The organism is Streptomyces sp. NPDC004610, assembly GCF_040609715.1.
Lineage (GTDB): Bacteria > Actinomycetota > Actinomycetes > Streptomycetales > Streptomycetaceae > Streptomyces.
In genome coordinates this window covers 1-22024 of the sequence record NZ_JBEXLA010000001.1, presented here as the reverse complement: position 1 = coordinate 22024, position 22024 = coordinate 1, and the positions used below count along the sequence as shown (strand labels likewise).

General features: G+C 71.4%; 13 protein-coding genes and 2 pseudogenes. 9 read left to right on the top strand and 6 right to left on the bottom strand.

The genetic code is table 11. The features are described from left to right. Window positions 1–38: 38 nt before the first annotated feature. The 5 genes and pseudogenes from ABZX40_RS00075 (at window position 39) to ABZX40_RS00055 (ending at window position 8497) form a co-directional block, all read left to right on the top strand. A complete protein-coding gene (locus ABZX40_RS00075; protein ID WP_355733289.1) occupies window positions 39–3143 on the top strand; it encodes a nitrate- and nitrite sensing domain-containing protein in 3105 nt (1034 codons plus the stop codon). Next, window positions 3140–3577, top strand: coding sequence for a roadblock/LC7 domain-containing protein (locus ABZX40_RS00070; RefSeq protein ID WP_355733291.1), 438 nt, complete (start codon window positions 3140–3142; stop codon window positions 3575–3577). The genes ABZX40_RS00075 and ABZX40_RS00070 overlap by 4 nt, the downstream gene beginning before the upstream one ends. 9 nt (window positions 3578–3586) lie before the next feature. After that, entirely contained in the window at window positions 3587–3988 is a 402-nt protein-coding gene (locus tag ABZX40_RS00065; protein ID WP_355733294.1) for a DUF742 domain-containing protein, read from the top strand. A 522-nt stretch (window positions 3989–4510) separates the two neighbouring features. After that, window positions 4511–7911, top strand: a pseudogene (locus ABZX40_RS00060) (hydantoinase B/oxoprolinase family protein). Beyond that, window positions 7892–8497: an ATP/GTP-binding protein gene (locus tag ABZX40_RS00055; protein WP_355733297.1), complete on the top strand. Its 606-nt coding sequence runs from the start codon at window positions 7892–7894 to the stop codon at window positions 8495–8497. The pseudogene ABZX40_RS00060 and the gene ABZX40_RS00055 overlap by 20 nt, the downstream one beginning before the upstream one ends. A 281-nt stretch (window positions 8498–8778) precedes the next feature. Here the strand turns inward: ABZX40_RS00055 and ABZX40_RS00050 are convergent, their stop codons facing one another. From ABZX40_RS00050 to ABZX40_RS00040, 3 genes and pseudogenes are all read right to left on the bottom strand, one after another. Continuing rightward, a complete protein-coding gene (locus tag ABZX40_RS00050; RefSeq protein ID WP_355733300.1) occupies window positions 8779–10431 on the bottom strand; it encodes a GGDEF domain-containing protein in 1653 nt (550 codons plus the stop codon). Window positions 10432–10648: 217 nt separating this feature from the next. Continuing rightward, window positions 10649–11570 (bottom strand): annotated as a pseudogene (locus ABZX40_RS00045) (hypothetical protein). Further along, a complete protein-coding gene (locus ABZX40_RS00040; protein ID WP_355733302.1) occupies window positions 11567–12001 on the bottom strand; it encodes a zinc ribbon domain-containing protein in 435 nt (144 codons plus the stop codon). Before ABZX40_RS00040 ends, ABZX40_RS00045 begins: the two are co-directional and overlap by 4 nt. Window positions 12002–12260: 259 nt before the next feature. Here ABZX40_RS00040 and ABZX40_RS00035 point away from each other — a divergent pair, with 259 nt between their 5' ends. Together ABZX40_RS00035 and ABZX40_RS00030 are read left to right on the top strand one after the other, a co-directional pair. Beyond that, the gene (locus ABZX40_RS00035) at window positions 12261–13097 is read left to right on the top strand and encodes a M15 family metallopeptidase (RefSeq protein ID WP_355733304.1); all 837 of its coding nucleotides are present in this window, start codon (window positions 12261–12263) and stop codon (window positions 13095–13097) included. 60 nt (window positions 13098–13157) lie between these two features. Continuing rightward, entirely contained in the window at window positions 13158–13691 is a 534-nt protein-coding gene (locus ABZX40_RS00030) for an NUDIX domain-containing protein (protein WP_355733307.1), read from the top strand. Here the strand turns inward: ABZX40_RS00030 and ABZX40_RS00025 are convergent. Beyond that, window positions 13685–16060, bottom strand: a complete 2376-nt coding sequence (locus ABZX40_RS00025) for a TIM-barrel domain-containing protein (RefSeq protein ID WP_355733310.1) — start codon at window positions 16058–16060, stop codon at window positions 13685–13687. The genes ABZX40_RS00030 and ABZX40_RS00025 overlap by 7 nt on opposite strands. A gap of 213 nt (window positions 16061–16273) precedes the next feature. Between ABZX40_RS00025 and ABZX40_RS00020 the strand changes: the two genes are divergently transcribed. Together ABZX40_RS00020 and ABZX40_RS00015 are read left to right on the top strand one after the other, a co-directional pair. Beyond that, entirely contained in the window at window positions 16274–18241 is a 1968-nt protein-coding gene (locus tag ABZX40_RS00020) for an acetoacetate--CoA ligase (RefSeq protein ID WP_355733313.1), read from the top strand. Window positions 18242–18418: 177 nt separating this feature from the next. Next, a complete protein-coding gene (locus tag ABZX40_RS00015; RefSeq protein WP_355733316.1) occupies window positions 18419–19318 on the top strand; it encodes a hypothetical protein in 900 nt (299 codons plus the stop codon). 87 nt (window positions 19319–19405) lie between these two features. Here the strand turns inward: ABZX40_RS00015 and ptsP are convergent, their stop codons facing one another. Next, window positions 19406–21076 carry a phosphoenolpyruvate--protein phosphotransferase gene (ptsP, locus tag ABZX40_RS00010; protein ID WP_355733318.1) on the bottom strand — a complete coding sequence of 557 codons (1671 nt, stop codon included), beginning with the start codon at window positions 21074–21076 and terminating at the stop codon, window positions 19406–19408. Between the two features lie 80 nt (window positions 21077–21156). Beyond that, window positions 21157–21606: a PTS glucose transporter subunit IIA gene (locus ABZX40_RS00005; RefSeq protein ID WP_355733321.1), complete on the bottom strand. Its 450-nt coding sequence runs from the start codon at window positions 21604–21606 to the stop codon at window positions 21157–21159. Between the last annotated feature and the right edge of the window lie 418 nt (window positions 21607–22024).

Below are 22024 nucleotides of genomic sequence, written 5' to 3'. Positions count from 1 at the left end.
GCACCCCCTGCCGGTGGGGGTTGTCGCTGGGGGAGGCCATGCGCTTTCGCGGGAAGTCCATCCGCAGGAAGATCGTGGCGCTGCTGCTCGTGCCCTTGGTCTCGATGAGCGCCCTGTGGGCCTTCGGCATGGTGCTCACGGGCCAGGAGGCCAGCGGGCTGTTCACCGCGTCGTCGGTCGTCGAGGACGTCGGCTATCCGACCGAGGACACCGTGCGCGTGCTCCAGCAGGAGCGCCGCCAGACCCTCGTCCACCTCGCCGACCCTCGCGACTCCGACGGCCTCGCCGCGCTCCGCCGCACCCGCGCCGCCACCGACGAGGCCGTGGCCGAACTCCGCAAGAACGCGGGCGACCCCGGCATCCGTGACGCCATGGGCGGTGCCACCGGCGAACGGCTGACCGCCGTCCTCGAAGCCTTCGACGGCATCTGGTCCCTGCGCCGCAGCGTCGAGGACGGCACCGTCAACCGCAGCCAGGCGCTCGACCTCTACAACCGGCTGATCGACCCCTGCTACACCCTGCTCACCAACCTGCACGCCGTCGAGGACGTCGAACTCGACAAGCAGTACCGCGCGCTCGTCGGTCTCTCCCGCGCCCGTGAACTCCTCGCCCGCGAGGACGCGCTGCTCGGCTCCGCCCTCGTCGTCGGCAGCCTCTCCGCCACCGAGGTCCGCGACATCACCGACCTCGTCGCCCAGCGCAGCCTGACCTACGACGTCAACCTCCCGCTGCTGCCCACCGCCGAACGCGACCGCTACGACCGGTTCTGGAAGAACGCCGAGACCGCCCCGCTGCGGGTCGCCGAGGAATCCGCCCTCGCCTCCGGCTCCGGCACGCCCCGCCATGTCGACGCAGGCGACTGGGACGACGCCGCCGGCAAGGTCCTCGACCAACTCGGCACCCTCAACGACGAAGCCTCCGACCGCTACCAGGACCGCGTCCGCCCCATCGCCACCGGCGTCATCGTCCGGGTCGCCTTCGCCGCAGCCCTCGGTCTGGCCGCGCTGCTCCTCTCCCTCCTCGTGTCCGTCCGGATCGGCCGCGCCCTCATCCGCGATCTGCGCCAGCTGCGCCTCGACGCCCACGAGGCGTCCGGCGTCCGCCTGCCCAGCGTGATGCGCCGCCTCTCCGCGGGCGAGCAGGTCGACGTGGAGACCGAGGTCCCGCGCCTGGAGTACGACCGCAACGAGATCGGCGAGGTCGGCCAGGCCCTCAACACCCTCCAGCGCGCCGCCGTCGAGGCCGCCGTCAAGCAGGCCGAACTCCGCTCCGGTGTCTCCGAGGTCTTCGTCAACCTCGCCCGCCGCAGCCAGGTCCTGCTCCACAAGCAGCTCACCCTCCTCGACACCATGGAACGCCGCACCGAGGACACCGAGGAACTCGCCGACCTCTTCCGCCTCGACCACCTCACCACCCGCATGCGCCGCCACGCCGAGGGCCTGGTGATCCTCTCCGGCGCCGCCCCCTCCCGGCAGTGGCGCAAGCCCATCCAGCTCATGGACGTGGTCCGCGCGGCCGTCGCCGAGGTCGAGGACTACGAGCGCATCGAGGTCCGCCGACTGCCCCGCACCGCCGTCACCGGACCGGCCGTCGCCGACCTCACCCACCTCGTCGCCGAACTCCTGGAGAACGCGACCGTGTTCTCCCCGCCCCACACCGCCGTCCAGGTCATCGGCGAGCGCGTCGCCAACGGCTTCACCCTGGAGATTCACGACCGCGGACTCGGCATGGCGGCCGAAGCACTCCTCGACGCCAACCTGCGGCTCGCCGAGACCCCCGAGTTCGAACTCTCCGACACCGACCGTCTCGGCCTCTTCGTCGTCAGCCGTCTGGCCCAGCGCCAGAACGTACGCGTCTCCCTGCAACCCTCCCCCTACGGCGGCACCACCGCCATCGTCTTCATCCCCGACTCCCTGCTCACCGACGAGGTCCCCGACACCAACGGCACCGGTTTCCGGCTCGACCGGCCCCGCCCGGCCAAGGACGGCCATCACACCGACCTCGCCCAGCGCCCGGTCCAGCTCCCCGGTCTGCCCGCCTCCCTCCTCGACGGCCCCGTCGAACTGGAGGCCCCCGTCGACCTCGATGCCATCCAGGACTTCCCCGGCGTCCTCGGCGACGAGGACAGCGAACGCGGCGGCATCTTCCGCCCCCGCACCTTCCTCGACGCCGACCCCGCCGCCAACCCCATCTCCCGGACGCCCGGTGGCGTTCCGGGCCCGCGCGGCGCCACCGATCCGGATGGCGCCGACGACACCGGCGCCCCGCTCCCGCTGCCCCGCCGCCACACCCCCAAGCTGGTCAGCTCCCACGGCCGTCCCGTCACCGACCAGCGCAGCCGCCGCCAGAGCACCCCGGAGGGCACCGCCCCGGCCACCGCACGCCCCGGCCCCGACGACCCCGCCGCACCGCTCCCGGCCCGCCGCCGCGACACGGGACCCGTACGCCGTACGCCGACCGGCCCGACGGGAGCCACGGGCCCCGGCAGCGGCCCCGAGCGACCGGAAACCACCGCCTTCGGCCCGCGCACCGACCCACCCGCCGGACCGCCCTCCCTGCCCCGCCGCGCCCGAGACACCACCGACCCCGTCGAGGGAACGACCGGCCCCGGCGAACTGCGAGGCATGAACCGCACCAGAAGCACCGGCGACCCCCACGACGACAACAGCTCCCGCCCCGAGGCCACCCGCGACACCGGAACCCCCCACCTCGCCGCCCCCCTCCACGCCCCCGGCGACAGCCGCCGCGCGGACGGACTCCGGGGCATCGGCGACAGCCGCCCGACGGACCCGCCCCGCACTCCCGGCACCACCGGCCACCGCCCCGCCGCCCTGCGCGGCCCCGGACGGCCCGGACCAACCGACGTACCCGGTGACGGCACGGCCGAGGGCCCCGCCCCCGACAACACGGGCACCCTGCCCCGCCGGGTCCGCCAGGCCAACCTGGCCCCACAACTGCGCAGCACCCCCGAACGGCGTACCGAGACCCCCGCCGCACCTGATGAGCGGGACGCCGACGAGGTCCGCAGCCGTATGGCCTCGCTCCAGCGCGGCTGGCAGCGCGGCCGTGAGGAGAACGCCGCGGGCGACGACACCCACAGCGGCACAGCACCACAAGGAACGACAAAGGGGGACGGTCGATGACCGCACCGAAGCCGACCGGCCACTCCGCGAGCAACAAGTCGGGCGAGCTGAACTGGCTCCTCGACGAACTGGTGGACCGCGTCGCAAGCATCCGCAAGGCCGTCGTGCTTTCCGGAGACGGCCTGGCCACCGGAGTGTCCAAGGACCTGACCCGGGAGGACGGCGAGCACCTCGCGGCCGTGGCCTCCGGCTTCCACAGCCTCGCCAAGGGCGTCGGCCGCCACTTCGACGCCGGGAGCGTACGCCAGACGGTGGTCGAGCTGGACGACGCCTTCCTGTTCGTCACCGCGGCCGGCGACGGCAGTTGCCTCGCCGTGTTCTCCGACGCGGACTCGGACGTGGGCCAGGTCGCGTACGAGATGACCCTGCTGGTCAAGCGGGTCGGCGTACATCTCGCCGCCGCTCCGCGCACCGATCTGTCCGCGGGCGGGTAGTGGGATGACATGAGCGCTGACGGTGAGGCAAGAAGCCACTGGTTCGACGATGAAGCCGGACCGGTCGTCCGCCCGTACGCGATGACCCGTGGCCGTACCCGGCACGCCGCCCAGCACCGCCTGGACCTGATCGCGGTGGTCGTCGCGGAGCCGCGCGCGGACGACGCCGACACCGACACCGACGGCTCGCTGTCCCCCGAGCATGTGGACATCGTCGCCCTGTGCCGCGAGGCTCCGCAGTCGGTCGCGGAACTCGCCGCCGAACTCAACCTGCCCATCGGCGTGGTACGGGTCCTGGTCGGCGACCTCGTGGACAGCGACCTCGTCCATGTGAACCGCCCCGTACCGCCCGCCGAACTCCCCGACGAGAGCGTGCTCCGCGATGTGATCAACGGCCTCCGGGCGCTCTGACCGAGCCCCCGGAGGCGCGAGCCGCCGCTCCGGCCGAGCCCCCGGCCGCCCAGACCGAGCGCCCGGAGACGCCGGCCGTCCCGACGAAGCATCCGGACCCCCTGGCCGTTCTGACCGAGCCCCCGGAGCCCCCGGCCGCCCCGCCCCAGTACCCGGAGCCCCCACCAGCCCCGCAGCACCCCCACGGACCCTGAACAGCCCCTCACGCGACCGCCTCGCACCGCCATCCCCACCTGGCCACCCCGCACCGACCCCCTCACCCGGCCACCCAGCGCCAGCACCCTCACCCCACGGCCCCCCAGCGATCCCGTCATCGCCCACCGCCCCCGGAACGCCACCAGTCCTCGACACGCCCCCTGCCCCCGGACCGACGCCCGCCCCCACCACGCCCCCCGCCCCCACCACGACCGGCCCCCACCCACCCCGCCCGATACGATCCAACCGATCGTCCACACCCCTCCACGGCCCCGCGCCCGGCTGCCCACAGCGGCGGTGCCGAGCAGCGCGATCCAGGAGACCCAGGTGACGAGGGGCTGGCAGTTCTGGGTAGACCGGGGCGGTACCTTCACGGACATCGTCGCCCGCCGCCCCGGCGGAACCCTCCTCACCCACAAGCTGCTCTCCGACCACCCCGCGCGCCACACCGACGCCGCCGTAGCCGGTGTGCAGGCCCTGCTGGATGGCTCCGGCGAGTCCGTGGAATCCGTCCGTATGGGCACCACCGTCGCCACCAACGCCCTGCTGGAACGCAAGGGCGAACGTACCCTGCTGATCATCACCCCCGGCTTCCGCGACGCCCTGCGCATCGCCTACCAGAACCGCCCCCGGATCTTCGCCCGCCGTATCGACCTGCCCGAGCTGCTCCACCAACGGGTCGTAGAGGTGGACGAGCGCATCACCGCCGACGGCACCGCCCTGCGACCGCCCGACCTGGAGGCCCTCGAAGGACCCCTGCGCCAGGCCCACGAGGACGGCATCCGCGCGGTCGCCCTGGTCTGTCTCCACAGCCACCTCCACCCCGCCCACGAGCAGGCCTTCGGCGAACTGGCCGCCCGGATCGGATTCCCGCAGATCTCGCTGTCCAGCGAGGTCGGCCCGCTGATGAAACGCGTCGCGCGGGGACACCACCGTGGTCGACGCCTCCCTCTCGCCCGTACTGCGCCGCTACGTCCGGCAGATCGCCGAGCAACTGCACGGCGTACGGCTGATGTTCATGCACTCCAACGGCGGGCTCACCGAGGCCGGCCGGTTCTGCGGCAAGGACGTCGTCCTGTCCGGGCCCGCCGGAGGCATCGTCGGCATGGCGCGCATGTCGCGACTCGCCGCATTCGACCGGGTGATCGGATTCGACATGGGCGGCATCTCCACCGATGTCTCCCACTTCGCGGGCGAGCACGAACGCGTCTTCACCACCCGCATCGCGGGCGTCCGGCTGCGCTCGCCCATGCTCGACATCCACACCGTGGCCGCGGACGGCGGCTGGGTCCTGCGCTTCGACGGCTCCCGCTACTACCGCGTAGGGCCGGACTCGGCGGGCGCGGACCCGGGCCCCGCCTGCTACCGGGGCGGCGGCCCGCTCACCGTCACCGACGCCAATGTCATGCTCGGCCGGATCCGGCCCGCCCACTTCCCGCGCGTGTTCGGCGCCGACGGCGACCAGCCCCTCGACGACACCGTGGTCCGCGAGCGCTTCACCGCCCTCGCCCGCGAGATCCGCGAGAGCACCGGCAACGACCGCACCCCCGAACAGGTCGCCGAGGGCTACCTCCGGATCACCGTCGCCAACATCGCCAACGCCGTGAAACGGATCTCCGTCCAGCAGGGCCACGACGTCACCCGCTACGCGCTCACCACCTTCGGCGGCGCTGGCGGCCAGCACGCGTGCAGGGTCGCCGAGCCGCTCGGCATCCCTACCGTCCTGGTCCCGCCCATGGCGGGCCTGCTCTCCGCACTGGGCATCGGCCTCGCCAGCACCACCGCCATGCGCGAGCGGTCCGTCGAGGCCCGACTGGAACCCGCCGCCATGCCCGGCATCCACACCACCGCCGACGAACTCGAACAAGCGGCCCGCGCCGAACTCCGCGCGGAGGACATCCCCGAGGACCGCATCGAGACCGTCAGCCGCGCCCAGCTCCGCTACGACGGCACCGACACCACCCTCACCGTCCGCCTCGCCCCACCGGACGCGATGCGGCAGGCATTCGAAGAACGTCATCGCGCCACGTACTCCTTCACGCTCGACCGCCCGATCGTCGTCGAAACAATCTCTGTCAAAGCCACCGGAATCACCCAACCCCCCGATCTCTCGGCCCTCGCCCCGTACGAAGGCCGCCCCGCCCCGCCCGACACCGTGCGCCTGCACACCGGCGGCGCCTGGCGCGACGTACCCCTCCACCGGCGCACGGCAATGCCACCCGGCGAGCGAGTCACCGGCCCGGCGATCATCACCGAGGCCGACGCCACCACCGTCGTGGACGACGGCCGGCGGGCCACCGCGAGCCACGACGGGCATCTGGTCATGGAACGCGCGGCGATTACACAGAGTTCCGATGAGAGTGCCGATCTCGACACAGAAATCGATCCGGTCCTGCTGGAGGTCTTCGACAACCTCTTCATGTCGATCGCCGAGCAGATGGGCGCCCGCCCGGAGTCGACCGCCCAGTCCGTCACCATCAAGGAGCGCCTCGACTTCTCCCGCGCACTCTTCGACCCCGACGGAAACCTGGTGGCCAACGCCCCGCACGTCCCCGTCCACCTGGGCTCGATGGGCACCATCGTCAAGGAGGTCGTCCGCCGCCGCAGCTCCGCGCCGCGCCCCGGCGACACCTACGCCGTCAACGACCCGTACCACGGCGGCACCCACCTCCCCGACGTCACCGTGATCACCCCCGTCTTCGGCATCGACCCGGCAGACACCACACAGCGTGACCGGATTCTCTTCTACGTCGCCTCCTGCGGCCACCACGCCGAGATCGGCGGCATCGCCCCCGGCTCCATGCCGGCCGGCAGCCGCACCATCGCCGAGGAAGGCATCCTCTTCGACAACTGCTGCCCGCCGAGAACGGCCGCTTCCGCGGGGAGGAAACCCTCCGCCTGCTCACCGGGAGCCCTCACCCGTCCCGCAACCCCGCGCCCAACCTCGCCGAGCTGCGCGCCCAACTCCCCACCACCGTCAACGCCCCCTCCGCCGTCGTCAACGCGGCCGTCCTGTACGTCTTCCGCACCCTCGTCGTCGACGACATCCCGCTCAACGACGGCTGACTGCGCCCCGGCATATCGTCGTACCGCCGAGCTCGACGCCCTCTCCCGAGCCGCCCGCCGCCGTCGTCGCGGGCAACGTCGAGACCTCCCAGGCGATCACCGGGGCCCTCTATGCTGCCCTCGGCGTCCAGGCGGAGGGCTCCGGCACCATGAACAACGTCACCTTCGGCAACGCGCGCCACCAGCACTACGAGACCGTCGCCTCCGGATCCGGAGCGGGCGACGGCTTCCCCGGCGCCGATGTCGTACAGACCCAAATGACCAACTCACGCCTCACCGACCCGGAGGTCCTGGAGTGGTGGCTGCCCGTGCTCCTGGACGAGTTCGCCGTGCGCCGGGGGAGCGGCGGCGCCGACCGCTGGCGTGGCGGGGACGGCGCCGTACGCCGGATCCGCTTCCGCGAGTCCATGACCGTCTCCACGCCGTCCCAGCACCGCAGGGTGCCCCCGTACGGCATGAACGGCGGTGAACCCAGGGCGCTCGGCGCCAACCGCGTGGAGCGCGCGGACGGTACGGTCACCGCACTGGGCGGCAGTGACGCCACGGACGTCGGACCCGACGACGTGCTCGTCATCGAGACGCCCGGCGGCGGAGGCTACGGGCCCCCGCCGGCCGATTCCCATCGAGCAGGAGAAGAGACCGATGAAGTTCGGGCGATCTGAGCGCGGCACGTCCCCGGTCGAGCCCGTCACGCTCAAGATCCTCGTGGCCGGCGGCTTCGGCGTGGGCAAGACCACCCTGGTCGGTACGGTCAGCGAGATCAGGCCGCTGCGCACCGAGGAACTGCTCACCGAGGCGGGCCGCCCGGTCGACGACACCAGCGGTGTGGAGGGCAAGCACACCACGACCGTCGCCATGGACTTCGGCCGCATCACCCTGCGCGAGGACCTCGTCCTGTACCTCTTCGGCACACCCGGCCAGGAGCGGTTCTGGTTCATGTGGGACGAACTGTCCGAAGGCGCCCTGGGCGCGGTCGTCCTCGCCGACACCCGGCGCCTGGAGGACTGCTTCGCCGCCGTGGACTACTTCGAACGCCGCTCCATCCCCTTCGTCGTCGGCGTCAACTGCTTCGAGGGAGCGACCCGTTACCCGGCCCAAGCGGTCCGCCAGGCCCTCGACCTGGACGACGTCGTTCCGGTCGTCCTGTGCGACGCGCGCGACCGCGAGTCCGTGAAGGAGGTACTCATCGGCGTCGTCGAGCACGCGATGGCCATCGCCGCGGAACGCCGCCAGAAGGTGACGACCTGAACCGAGCCCCCTTGCCAGAGGGGCACCACGGGCGCGGCCCCCCGGGACGCCTCCCACACCCCGAACACCACGAGGCCCTTGAAGCCCGCCCACACCACCTGAAGCGGCTTCTGGCGCCCGGAAAAGGACCACAGAGAGACCCCCGACGCCTCTCAAGCCAACACAGGCCACCTCAGCACCCCAGCGCGCCAATATCCGCGACGGCAACCACCCACCCCCTCCACCCACAATCCCCTCCCTGATCCTTGACCCAACCCCCCAATCCCCGACCCCCCAACCCCTCACCCCCGCCCCGGCTCCGCCACCGCATACCCTGCACGCCCCGGCGACGGCCCCGCACCCCGCCGCACCTCATGCCCCGGCGACCCAGCCCGCCCCAGAACCCAACTCGCCCCGCCGAGCGCCTTGGCAGCCTTCTTCAGCGGCGCGAGACACGCCGCCGCCTCCCGATGATCGGCCACACTCCCCGGCACACAGACCACCGTGGCCAGCGACAACGTCACCGGCTGCCCTCCCGCCGACCACGGCACGTCCAGCACCGACGCGGCCATCGGATCGAGCCCCTCCGGATCGGCCAGGACCAGAAAGTCGTCCCCGCCGATGTGACCCACCCGCATGCTCCCGATAGCCACCCGTTGCAGCATCCGCCCCACTGACCGGATCAACTCGTCCCCGGCCGCGAACCCCGACCCATCGTTCACCTCCTTGAAGCGATCCACATCGAGCCAGCTCAGTGTGAACGTCCATCCGTCGGCGATCCGCCGGTCCACCTCACCCGTGATCGCGTCGGACCCCGGCAGTCGCGTCAGCGGATTGAGCCCGGCCGCCTCCTCCACCCGCGTCTCGGACAGCGCCCGCACCAGATCGGCCAGCCGTACCACCCCCACGCACCGCCCATGGTCGTCGACCACGGCGACATCGTCGGACGTACGGGCCCGGTCCCCGTCGGCCACGACGTCCAGCACCTCCCACGCCGTGGCGTGGACGCCGACCGTGCGCGGACGGTCGCCCAGCTTGGCGGCGGGCCGGTCCGCGTACAGGGCGTGCCCGTAGCGCCCCGACATCGACAGCAGGAACCGCGACCGGTGCACCGACCGCACCGGCACCCCGTCCCGGTCCACCAGCAGCACCCCGGAAACATCCGGTGACCCGGTCAGCAGCGCCCGCACCTGCCCCGCCGACGCCGTGTCCGGCAACAGCGCCGCAGGCCGTACGAACTCCCGTACCGACGGCCCCGGCCGACGTTCCGCCTCCGGAGCGGGGGACCCCGGCGGCACATACACCTCCGTCACCGGCAACCGGGCCGGCGGTGCGAACAACTGCCCCTGCGCCAACTGCGCCCCCGCCGACCGGGCCGCCGCGCACTGCAGTTCCGTCTCCACACCCTCGACGGCGAGCAGCGCGCCCAACTCCTCGCACAGTGTTCGCATCGACCTCACCGCCGCGCGCCGCGCCAGCAGCGACGCGTCGAGCTTCACCAGATCCGGCGCCAGATCCGTCAGCAGCCGCAGCGGCACATCCCCGTCACCCACCCCGTCCGCGCTGATCCGGAAGCCCTGCTCCCGAAGAGCGCCCACCGCCTCCAGCAACGCCTGCTGCGGTACGTGTGTGTACGGCGGCCCGATGTCCACCGTGACCTCCCATGGCAGCCGCCCGGCCTGCCGCACCGCGTCGTGCAGCGGGGTGAGCCCACCGAGATCGGCGAGCGTGCCCGCGAACACATTGACGTGCAGCGGCAGCATCGTCTCCGTGCGCACCGCCGCGCGGAGCGCCAACACCGCGAGCGTGCCGTCGAGTTCGGGATCCCGCCGCGCCTCGGCCAGGACATTCCCGGCCTCCGGGCGGGCCAGGATCTCCAGTGCGGCGATGCCCCCGGTGGTCAGATTGACCACGGGCTGGAACGCGAAGCGGAGAGAATCCGTCCAGGTACGCACGGGAGCATGATGACTCTCAGGGCGTACCCCGAGGGGCAATTCATAAGACGTTCACGCAGGATTCCGAGCTGATCACATAGCGTGCGATTCCCTCTCCGCCCCTGGTGATACGACCACCAAGCCCCTGGCCCGACCACCGAGCCCGCCCCCCTACGGCCACCACTCATCCGACCCTCCACTCCCCACTCCCCAAAGCCCACCCCACTCCCACTCCCCGTCACCGCACCGCGATCACCGCCGACCCATACCCGAACAACCCCTGATTCGCAGTGATCCCCACCCGCGCCCCGCCACCTGCCGCTCTCCCGCCTCCCCTCTCAACTGCCACGTCACCTCCCAGACCTGCGCGATGGCTTGCGTCGGCATCGCCTCCCCGAACGACGCCAACCCACCACTCGGTCGGGTAGCGCGGCGTCACCATCGAAACCGCCCTGATCCGTACCGGCGCCGCCCCGCGTGCCGCCGCGAACTCCATGCTGGACAGCATCAGGGCCGCACCGCCGTCGGACGCGGCGCAGATGTCGAGCAGCCGCAGCGAATCGACGACCAGCGGCGAGGCCGCCACCTCCTCGGCCGTGCCCCGTCTGCGGTAGCCCGCGTACGGATTCAGCTCCCCCATGGCCGCGTTGTTCACCTTGACCTTGCGCGAAGTCCTCCACGATGTCCCTCTGTACCGCCATCCGTCTGCGCGCGTAGAGCCCGAAGTACGCCGGAGGTCGTGGCCCCGAGCAGCCGGAACCGCAGCCAGTCCGGATCATCCGGCCGATCTCCGTCGACTGGCCGAAAGAACCCCTTGGCAGCGGCGTCCACCCCGACCACGAGCACCACATCGCCTAGCCCAGTCAGAATCTGCGCCCGCGCGCCCCCACCGCCTGCGCCCCCGACGCGCAGGCCGCGTACACACTCGTCACCTGATCCCCCTGCCACCCGAGCGCCTCCGCGAACGAGGCACCGGCCACATACCCCGGATATCCACCACGCACCGTGTCCCCGCCCACGATCGATTCGACGTCCCGCCACACCACTCCGGCGTCCGCGAGCGCCGCCCGAGCCGCCACCACCCCGTACTCCACGAAGCCACGCCCCCTTTCACCCCACGGATGCATCCCAACACCGCGCACCGCCACATCGCCCGTCATGCCATCACCCCCATCACCGCCATAGGCCGCCAATACCAGATCAGCCACCTTGTCTCCGTGTCCTCGTGCAGCACGCCGGACACGGCCTCCACCTCCATGCCCACCGCCAGATCGGCGCCGGGAACACCCGGCGAAGCCTGACCCAGAATCACGATCCGGTCCTCCGCCAGTTCTGAAGCGATCAACGCGCACGGCTCCCACAGAAGTTCCGGATTCGTCACATAGGGTGACGGATGCCGATACTGGCTGTCGGTGTACGACCAAATCCGCCCCCGGCGCGACAGCGGCACCTCAACCAGTTCCTCGCCCCCGCACTCCGGATTGCGGCACCGCACATCCTCACGGAGAAGGAAGAGCGCGGCGCACGCCGAGCACCGCGTACCCAGCAGCCGGAAATCGTCCCCGCCCCCCGTGAACCAACCAGCGACCACCGGAGCCCGCGTACGTGACACAACCCCTACGTGACACAGCCCCTCCCTCACCCCCGAAACTGACGACCGTCAGAATCCGCGTCTGCCACGACTCACCGCACACGACCCACCGCACACAGACAGAGGCCGACACTCGGAACCGTCCCCGCCTCCCCACCCCAACCCCACCCCCCAACCGACCACTTCCGGACACCCCCCCACCGCCCTCCGCCCCGAAACGCTCCCGCCCCCCCACAACCGCCTGATAGACGCAGACCCCATGACACGACTCCCCACCAAACCCCCCACCCTCACCACCGCCTTCACCACCCTGCTGCTCCTCACCACCACCCCGGCGTCAGCCCACCCCGCCAGCGAACCCACCGCACCCGACGACTTCGTGGCCCTGCGCACCGTCGACCGGACGATCATCGAGGAGATCCGCTACGCCACCCCGCACAACTTCGTCGGCGAGCCCATCGACGGCTACCGCCGGCCCCTGTGCATCCTCACCCGCGCCACCGCCCAAGCCCTCCACAAGGCCCAGCGCGCCCTGCTCCGCCGGGGCCACTCGCTCAAGGTGTACGACTGCTACCGCCCCCAGCGGGCGGTGGACCACTTCGTCCGCTGGGCCGAGGACCTCGACGACGACTCCATGAAGCGCGAGTTCTACCCGGACGTCGACAAGTCCCGCCTCTTCGCGGACGGCTACATCGCGCAGAAATCCGGCCACAGCCGCGGCTCGACCGTCGACCTCACCCTCGTCGCCATCCCCGGCATCCCGACCCGCCCCACCAGTCCCACCCGCCCTACCAGGCCCTACCACCCCGGTGAGCCCCTGGTGCCCTGCCACGCACCACAGTCCCAGCGCTTCCCCGACAACTCGGTCGACATGGCCACCGGCTACGACTGCTTCAGCACCCTCTCCCACACCCTCGCCCCACGCGTCCAAGGCCCCCAACGCGCCAACCGCCTCCTGCTCAAGGACACCCTCGAAGACCTCGGATTCGTGAACCTCGCCGAGGAGTGGTGGCACTTCACCTACCGACCCGAGCCCTACCCCGACACCTACTTCGACTTCCCCGTGGCACCGAAATCCCTCACCAAAGGCACATGACAAGGACGAACGGCACCGCGCGGAGACACGCCCTCCACGCCATCGGATACAGTCCGCGACGTGTCCGAGAACCCACAACCCACCCCCAACTCCGCGCCCGACTCCCACTGTTCGAGCTGCGGGGCGCCCTATGGAGAGGGCCTCACCGGCTGGCCCCGCACCTGCACGTCGTGCGGCACCGTGGCCTACCGCAACCCGCTGCCGGTCGCTGTGGCCCTCCAGCCCGTGTACGACACCCAGGGCACCGCCCTGGTCGTCATCACACGCACCATCGCCCCCGCGCTGGGCGGCATCGCGCTCCCCGGCGGCTTCATCGACGACCGCGAGGACTGGCGCCACGCCATCGTCCGGGAGCTGAAGGAAGAGACCGGCATCGACGCCGCCGGCCGCGACGTCCGGCTCGCCGACGCCATGAGCGCCCCGGACGGCCATCTGCTGCTCTTCGGCCTCCTGCCGGAACGCCCCGTCGACGGACTGCCCCCGTCGGCGGCCACGGACGAGACCGAGGGCTGGCACCTGCTGCGCCGACCCGAGGAACTGGCCTTCCCGCTGCACACCGTGGCCGCCAGGGCCTGGTTCGAGGGCCGCTACTGAGCCAGGCCCCCCGGAAGCCCGCGGACGCGGACCGGGTGGGGCGGCTCCGCCGGGCCGTCCTCCCGCTCCCGCTCAACGACCACCTGGGAGCCCTCCCAGCGGGTGAAGTACCGCTCGACCTCCGGCTCGTCCCACCCGTCACCGCTGTCCGCCACCACCAGCCCGCTCCCCGTCCGCCCCCGCGCGGGCGCCCACACCTCCAACTCCAGCCCGCCGTCCTTCCCCCGCACCGGAAGGACGGCACCCGCCCGCGCCAGCACCGGAATCCGCGCCAGGGGCGCGTCCACCAATACCTGCCCAGGACCCTCGTAAGCCCGCTCCGTCGTCGTGTCGTACCAGCGACCGCGCGGCAGCTGCACCGCCCGCCGGTCCGCACCCGGGTCCAGCACCGGCGCCACCAGCAGCGCGTCACCCAGCAGGAACGCGTCCTCGCAGTCCCGCAGGGCACGGTCCTCCGGCGCCCCCCACCACAACGGCCGCACATAAGGGGCGCCCGTCCGCCGCGCCAGATGCGCCAGCGTCACGAAGTACGGCAGAAGCCGCCTGCGCTCGATCAGCGCCCCGCGCGCGTGCCCCAGTACATCGGGCCCGAACTCCCACGGCTCACGCCGCCCCGCCCGCATGCTCGCGTGTGTACGGAACAGCGGCAGATAGGCCCCCAACTGGAACCACCGCAGATACAGCTCCGGAGACGGAAACCCGTCGAACCCGCCCACGTCCGGCCCCGAGTACGGCACCCCGCACAGCCCGAGCCCCATGACCAGCGACAGGGACGCCCGCAGCCCCGGCCAGCCGGTCGCCACATCCCCCGACCATGTACCCCCGTAGCGCTGCATCCCGGCCCAGCCCGCCCGGGAGAACACGAACGGCCGCTCCTCCGGACACAGCTCCCGCAACCCCTCGTACGCCGCCCTGGCCATGCCCAGGGCGTACACGTTGTGCGCCTCCCTGTGGTCGCCCCCACGCCCCTCCACGGCGTGTCGCGCTGACCTCGGCAGCGTGGACTCACCGAACGCGGCGAACGACGTCGGCTCGTTCATGTCATGCCAGAACCCCGCGAACCCCTGCGCCAGCCGCTCCTCGTACTGCCGGGCCCACCACGCGCGCACCCGCGCGTCCGTGAAATCGGGGAAGACCGACTCCCCGGGCCACACCACCCCCCGCACGACCTGCCCCGAGGCATCCCGTACGAACGCGTCCTCGGCCGTCCCGCTGTCGTACAGCGCGCCCCCCGGCTCCGCCTTCACCGCCGGATCGATGATCGACACCAGCCGGATCCCGTCCCGCCGCAGATCCTCGGCGAGTCCCGGCAGCTTGGGAAAGCGCTCATGGTCGACCGTGAACACCCGATGCCCGTCGAAGTGGTCGATGTCCAGATGCACGGCGTCGAGCGGCAGCCCGTGCTCCTGATAACCGGCCACGATCCGGCGCACCCCCTGCTCGCCGCCGAACCCCCAACGCGCGTGATGGTGCCCCAGCGCCCACACCGGCGGCAGCGTCGGCGCGCCCGTGAGAGAGGCCCAGCACAGCAGCACGCGCGCGGGCGTCCCCACCATCACCCAGCAGCGCAGCGGACCACCGTCCATGCGCAGCTCACTCGTCCCCGCCCGGTCGTGCCCCGACCCGGCCCCCTCCTCGCCCTCCGCCAGGCTCACCGACCCGTCCCAGGAGGTGTCGTAGAAGATCAGATGCGTCGCGGCGTCGGCCACCACCAACTGCACCGGCATGGTCACGTACAGCGGATCCTCGTCCGGCCCGAACGGCCGCCCCGGGTCGGTGTTCCACAGCCGGTACGTCCCGTCCCGCAGCCGCGGCCCCGAAGCGCGTCCGCCGAGCCCGAAGAACCGGGCGTCGGCCGCCACCTCCGAACGTTGCATCCAGCGCGCCACGCCCCCCTGGACCGGCTCCCACCAGCGCGGCGGCTGCTCCCGGCGCAGAGCGACCCCACCCGGCGTGAGCACCTCGACCGCCCCGTGCCGCGAGATCACCAGCGTCACCCGCTCGGCCACCACCCGCCAGCCGCCGTCCTTGTCGGGCTCCAGCACGGCCCGCGGATCCGGCTCCGGACAGACCCCCGCCAGCGCGTACGACGGCTCCGGAGCCGCCCCGTCCCAGCCCCAGAACACCGTCCCGTTCACCGCGACCATGATCCGCAGCTCCGAGCGCGCGAACCGGATCAGCCCCCCACCAGGGCCCGGCTCCACCTCCGTGACAGGACCCGGCACCCGCGCGCGTTCCGCCCCCCGCTCCGGCAGCCCGACCGCGTCCGCCCGCCTTCTGCGCCACGCGGCGCGTACGGTACGCAACCTGTGGGCTGCACCCGCAGCACCGACCGACTTCACCGAACGCACCAGGTCACGACCATCCATGCTGTTCAGCCTGCCACTGACACGCCCATACAGGTGGATCGTTCAACTCCCGTTCACCTGTGCTGGGACCACATCTTCAGGACCAGGACTATGTGGGGCAGACCCTGGTGTACCCGTCGATCACATGGCATCGTCCCCATGAGCCGTGTCGCGCGCCCACCACAGCCCGTGAGCGACCGACGCAACGACGCGCAGAGTCCCGGGAGCCACCACATGTCGACCGCCACCCCTCAGCCACTCTGGCAGCCGGATCCGCAGCGCATCGCCGAGGCGCGGATCACCGAGTTCCAGGCATGGGCGGCCCAGCACCACGGAGCCCCCGCCGAGGGCGGCTACCCGGCCCTGCACCAGTGGTCCGTCACGGCCCTGGAGGACTTCTGGAAGGCCGTCACCGAGTGGTTCGACGTACGGTTCACCACCCCCTACGCGCGCGTGCTGGGCAGCCGCGACATGCCCGGCGCCCAGTGGTTCCCCGGAGCGACCCTCAACTACGCCGAGCACGCCCTGCGCGCCGCCGACGACCGCCCCGCCGAAACAGCGCTCCTCTGCGTCGACGAGACTCATGAACCGCAACCCGTGACCTGGGGCGAGCTGCGCAGCCAGGTCGGCTCCCTCGCCGCCGAACTACGCGCCCTCGGCGTGCGCCCCGGCGACCGCGTCTGCGCCTACGTCCCGAACATCCCGCAGGCCGTGGTCGCCCTCCTCGCCACGGCCGCCGTCGGAGGCGTATGGACGTCCTGTGCCCCCGATTTCGGCGCCCGCAGCGTCCTCGACCGCTTCCAGCAGGTCGAACCCGTCGTCCTGTTCACCGTCGACGGATACCGCTACGGCGGCAAGCAGCACGACCGCCGCGACACCGTCGCCGAACTCCGCCGCGACCTGCCCACCCTCCGCGCGGTCGTCCACATCCCCCTGCTCGGCACCGAGGCCCCCGAGGGCGCCCTGGACTGGCAGGCCCTGACCGCCGCCGACACGGCCCCCGTCTACGAGCAGGTCCCCTTCGACCACCCCCTGTGGGTGCTCTACTCCTCCGGCACCACCGGTCTGCCCAAGGCCATCGTCCAGTCCCAGGGCGGCATCCTCGTCGAACACCTCAAGCAGCTCGGCCTGCACTGCGACCTCGGCCCCGGGGACCGCCTCTACTGGTACACGTCGACCGGCTGGATGATGTGGAACTTCCTCGTCTCCGGCCTCCTCACCGGCACCACGGTCGTCCTCCACGACGGCAGCCCCGGTTACCCCGACACCGGCGCCCAGTGGCGCGTCGCCGAACGCACCCGGGCCACCCTCTACGGCACCTCCGCCGCCTACGTCATGGCCTGCCGCAAGGCCGACGTCCACCCCGCGCGCGACCACGACCTCTCCTCGGTGCGCTGCGTCGCCACCACCGGCTCCCCCCTGCCCCCCGACGGCTTCCGCTGGCTCCACGACGAGGTCCGCGACGACCTCTGGATCGCCTCCGTCAGCGGCGGCACCGACGTCTGCTCCTGCTTCGCCGGCGCCGTCCCCACCCTCCCCGTCCACATCGGCGAACTCCAGGCCCCCTGCCTCGGCACCGATCTCCAGTCCTGGGACCCCGACGGCAACCCCCTCATCGACGAGGTCGGCGAACTCGTCGTCACCAACCCCATGCCGTCCATGCCGATCCGCTTCTGGAACGACCCCGACGGCAGCCGCTACCACGACAGCTACTTCGACACCTACCCCGGCGTCTGGCGCCACGGCGACTGGATCACCGTCACCTCGCACGGCTCCGTGATCATCCACGGCCGCTCCGACTCCACCCTCAACCGCCAGGGCGTCCGCATGGGCTCGGCCGACATCTACGAAGTCGTCGAACGCCTCCCCGAGATCAAGGAATCCCTGGTCATTGGCGTCGAACAACCCGACGGCGGCTACTGGATGCCCCTCTTCGTCCATCTGGCCCCCGGAGCCGAACTCGACGAGAACCTCCTGGCCCGCATCAAACAGACCATCCGCGCACAGCTCTCACCCCGCCACGTCCCCGACGAGGTCATCGAAGTCCCCGGCATCCCCCACACCCTCACTGGCAAACGCATCGAGGTCCCGGTCAAACGCCTCCTCCAGGGCACCCCACTGGAAAAAGCGGTGAACCCCGGCTCGATCGACAACCTCGACCTCCTCCACTTCTACGAGGAACTGGCCCGCAAACGCGCCTGAACCACCGGAAGCCGACGCCGTGCGACCCCGGACGACCCGGGGCCGCACCCGCTCCCACCCACTCTGACCTGGCAAAACAATCCCCCGCCCGGTCATCGCCGACCTCGCCCCACCCCCATTGTCAGTGCCGACGGTTACTGTGAGTGAGCATTGATCGACTGCACACAGGGGGAAACCATGGCCCAGACCGACCAGTTGACCATGCGACGCGTCCTGCGCCGCGAAGTCGCCGGCACCATCGGCCTGCTCACCGACGAACACGACTTCCGCAGCATGCGCCGCTACAGCACCTTCGTCTTCGACGACCACCGGACCTATCTGCAACAGGTCGAAGCACTCCTCAAGACCCGCGCCTCCCAAGGCAGCCACACCACCGTCGCCCTCTTCGACCCACAGGAATACGCCGAGTTCTGTCTGAGCGCCGGACTGGACCCTGACATCCCCGCCAGCCGCGCCCGCTACACCGCGGAACTCGCCACCACCGGCCCGACCCTCCCCTACGAGGGCCAGCCACTGGACGACCTGGTCCCCGCCCTCGTCGACGAAGCCGTCCGCCAGGCGACCTGGGACTACGCCTCCACCCTCCTCGCCCGCCTGGGCGCCTGCGCCACCTGCGGCGAGGACATCGGCCGCGCAGCCTTCGCCCGCGCCTCCGCCCTCCTGGTCCGCATCCTCGACACCGCACCACCCGGCGACCGGCACCTCGTCTGCACGGTCTCCGGCACCCCCGAGATGCTCGCCGCCGTCCTCCACGCCGACCAGAACCCCGCTGGCGCGACCCAACTCGACGAGACCGAAGCCCTGGAGTTCACCACGGTCCTGGCGGTCGGCCTCGCCACCCACAACCCCGGCGGACTGGTCATGCGCACCAGCGCCCCCGGCACCACCGACCGCGTCTACGGATGGCGCCTGCGCGGCCAAGACCTCGCTCCCCTGACCGCGGGCGAGGTCTTCGACGCCTACTGCACCGATGTCGACTCCGGCGACCTCATCTCACCCGAATCCGGCGTCGACTACTGCGTCCCGCCCGACCTGGACATGGACGGAGACGACACCACACCCGGCCACCACCACTGACACCACGAGGGGCTCCCCACCACGTGGTGGGGAGCCCCTCGCCAACAGAACGACCCTGGACAGCCGGAGCGATCAGCCGTCCGACGACTACTCGCCGGACAGCACCGCCTGCGCCGCGGCCCGCGCCTCATCGGCACTGTCCGAGGCCCGCGCGGCAGCCGCGGCCCGCTCGCACTGCGCCAGCGTGTACTTCGCCAGCGTGGCCCGGACATACGGAATCGACGCCGCACCCATGGAGAGGGAGGTGACCCCCAGACCGGTCAGCACACAGGCCAGCAACGGATCCGACGCGGCCTCACCACAGACACCACAGCTCTTGCCCTCGGCCTTCGCCGCCTCGGCGGACAGCGCCACGAGGTCGAGTAGCGCGGGCTGCCACGGATCCTGCAACCGGGACACGGCACCGACCTGACGGTCGGCGGCGAAGGTGTACTGCGCGAGGTCATTGGTCCCCAGCGACAGGAACTCCACCTCCTGGAGCACCGACCGGGCCCGCAGAGCGGCCGACGGGATCTCCACCATGGCCCCGAACTTCGCATTCAGCCCCGCCGCCCGACAGGCGTCGGCGAACGCCTTGGCATCGGCCCGGTCGGCCACCATGGGAGCCATGACCTCAAGGTAGACCGGCAGCCCCTCCGCAGCCTTGGCGAGCGCGGTCAACTGGGTGCGCAGCACATCGGGATGGTCGAGCAACGAGCGCAGCCCCCGCACACCCAGCGCCGGGTTCGGCTCATCGGCAGGCGTCAGGAAGTCGAGCGGTTTGTCGGCACCCGCGTCGAGCACCCGCACCACGACCCGGCTCTCCGGAAACGCCTCCAGAACCTTCCGGTACGACTCGACCTGCTTCTCCTCGGACGGCGCGTTCTTGCTGTCGTCCAGGAACAGGAACTCCGTACGGAAGAGACCGACACCCTCGGCACCCGCCTCGACGGCCGCAGCCACGTCGCCCGGACCGCCGACGTTCGCCAGCAGCGGCACCTTGTGCCCGTCGGAGGTCGCCCCGGGACCGGTCGACGCGGCCAGTGCCGCCCTGCGCTCGGCCACGGCGGCCTCCAGCTGCCGCTTCTTCTCCTCGGTCGGGTCCACGAAGATCTCACCGCTGGAACCGTCGACCGCGATCATCGTGCCCTCGGCCAGCTCACCCGCACCGGGCAGCGCCACCACGGCCGGCACCCCGAGCGCCCGCGCCAGAATCGCGCTGTGACTGGTCGGACCGCCCTCCTCGGTGACGAACCCGAGCACAAGAGTCGGGTCCAGCAGGGCCGTGTCCGCCGGCGCCAGATCACGGGCGACCAGTACATACGGCTCGTCACTGTCCGGCACACCAGGCATCGGCACCCCGAGCAGACGCGCGACGATACGGTTCCGCACATCATCGAGGTCCGCCACCCGCCCGGCCAGATACTCGCCAGCACCCGCCAGCAGCTCCCGATACGCGGCAAACGCGTCGTACACGGCGCGCTCAGCCGTGCTCCCACCCGTCACCCGCCGATCCACGTCGGCCATCAGCTCGGGGTCCTGTGCCATCAGCGCCTGCGCCTCCAGCACGGCCTGCGCTTCGCCCCCCGCCAGATTGCCGCGCGCGGTCAGGTCGGCCGCCACCGCCTCGACCGCCTGGCGGGCGCGCCCCTGCTCACGCTCCGCCTCGTCCGCCGCGATCTGCTTGGCGGGCGGTTCGAGCACCGCCGTTCCCATGTGCCGCACCTCGCCGATCGCCACACCGTGGCTCACGCCGACGCCTCGCAGCGTTGTCTCCATCTCACCCGTCTCCGACTAGTGCGGCAGGTCCCGCCGCCGCGATGGTTGCCCTCCCGGCCGTCACTGGGACGGCACTGACGTCACTGCCAGACGAAGAGACTGTCGCCCGCCTTGACGTCGCCGTCCTCACGCAACTCGGATAGAGCCTCGGCCGATGCCTCCAGCGCCACGATCGGGCACACGGGCGACTTGCCCGCCTCCTCGACCGCGGCCGGGTTCCAGCGCACGATGGCCTGGCCGCGCGCCACGGTGTCCCCCTTGTTCACCAGCAGCTCGAATCCCTCGCCGTTCAGCTGCACGGTGTCGATACCGAGGTGAGCGAGCACCCCGTGCCCCTCGCTGTCCACAACGACGAAGGCGTGCGGGTGCAGCGAGACAATGACGCCGTCGACGGGCGAAACGGCCTCGCCTGGCTCACGGACAGGGTCGATGGCCGTACCCGGGCCGACCATGGCCCCGGAGAAAACCGGATCCGGCACCGCGGCCAGTCCGATGGCGCGTCCAGCGATCGGGGACGACACGGTGGTCATGGGAAGCCTCCCAGGGCGGAGATTCATAGGGGCCGGCCGTCACTGCTTGTCCCGGACGGCGCACTGTTGAGCAGGGTATGTCATATGAAGTCCCGGTTCCCTATGAGAGGACCGGGTTCGTGACTCCAGGAGCGACCACAAATCGGTTTGCCCCCGCTCCAGAGCCACCTGTACAGTCGTACTCCTGCTTGAGGTCGAGCAACGCACCAGGCGACTCTGCCCAGCAGCACCCAACTTGTCAGATCCTATCCCGGGGTCGCCTTCTGCATGCCTGCAGGAGAGTGGTCAGGGGGGCGGAAAAACACTGATAGAGTTTGGGACACCGAAGGGAAGCGCCTGGAGGAAAGCCCGAGAGGGTGAGTACAAAGGAAGCGTCCGTTCCTTGAGAACTCAACAGCGTGCCAAAAATCAACGCCAG

What these genes read in the sequence shown, in the direction of transcription:
- ABZX40_RS00075 (WP_355733289.1), top strand. Translation starts at nt 39, where the DNA reads ATGCGCTTTCGCGGGAAGTCCATCCGCAGGAAGATCGTGGCGCTGCTG.
- ABZX40_RS00070 (WP_355733291.1), top strand. Translation starts at nt 3,140, where the DNA reads ATGACCGCACCGAAGCCGACCGGCCACTCCGCGAGCAACAAGTCGGGC.
- ABZX40_RS00065 (WP_355733294.1), top strand. Translation starts at nt 3,587, where the DNA reads ATGAGCGCTGACGGTGAGGCAAGAAGCCACTGGTTCGACGATGAAGCC.
- ABZX40_RS00055 (WP_355733297.1), top strand. Translation starts at nt 7,892, where the DNA reads ATGAAGTTCGGGCGATCTGAGCGCGGCACGTCCCCGGTCGAGCCCGTC.
- ABZX40_RS00035 (WP_355733304.1), top strand. Translation starts at nt 12,261, where the DNA reads ATGACACGACTCCCCACCAAACCCCCCACCCTCACCACCGCCTTCACC.
- ABZX40_RS00025 (WP_355733310.1), bottom strand. Translation starts at nt 16,060, where the DNA reads ATGGATGGTCGTGACCTGGTGCGTTCGGTGAAGTCGGTCGGTGCTGCG.
- ABZX40_RS00020 (WP_355733313.1), top strand. Translation starts at nt 16,274, where the DNA reads ATGTCGACCGCCACCCCTCAGCCACTCTGGCAGCCGGATCCGCAGCGC.
- ABZX40_RS00015 (WP_355733316.1), top strand. Translation starts at nt 18,419, where the DNA reads ATGGCCCAGACCGACCAGTTGACCATGCGACGCGTCCTGCGCCGCGAA.
- ptsP (WP_355733318.1), bottom strand. Translation starts at nt 21,076, where the DNA reads ATGGAGACAACGCTGCGAGGCGTCGGCGTGAGCCACGGTGTGGCGATC.
- ABZX40_RS00005 (WP_355733321.1), bottom strand. Translation starts at nt 21,606, where the DNA reads ATGACCACCGTGTCGTCCCCGATCGCTGGACGCGCCATCGGACTGGCC.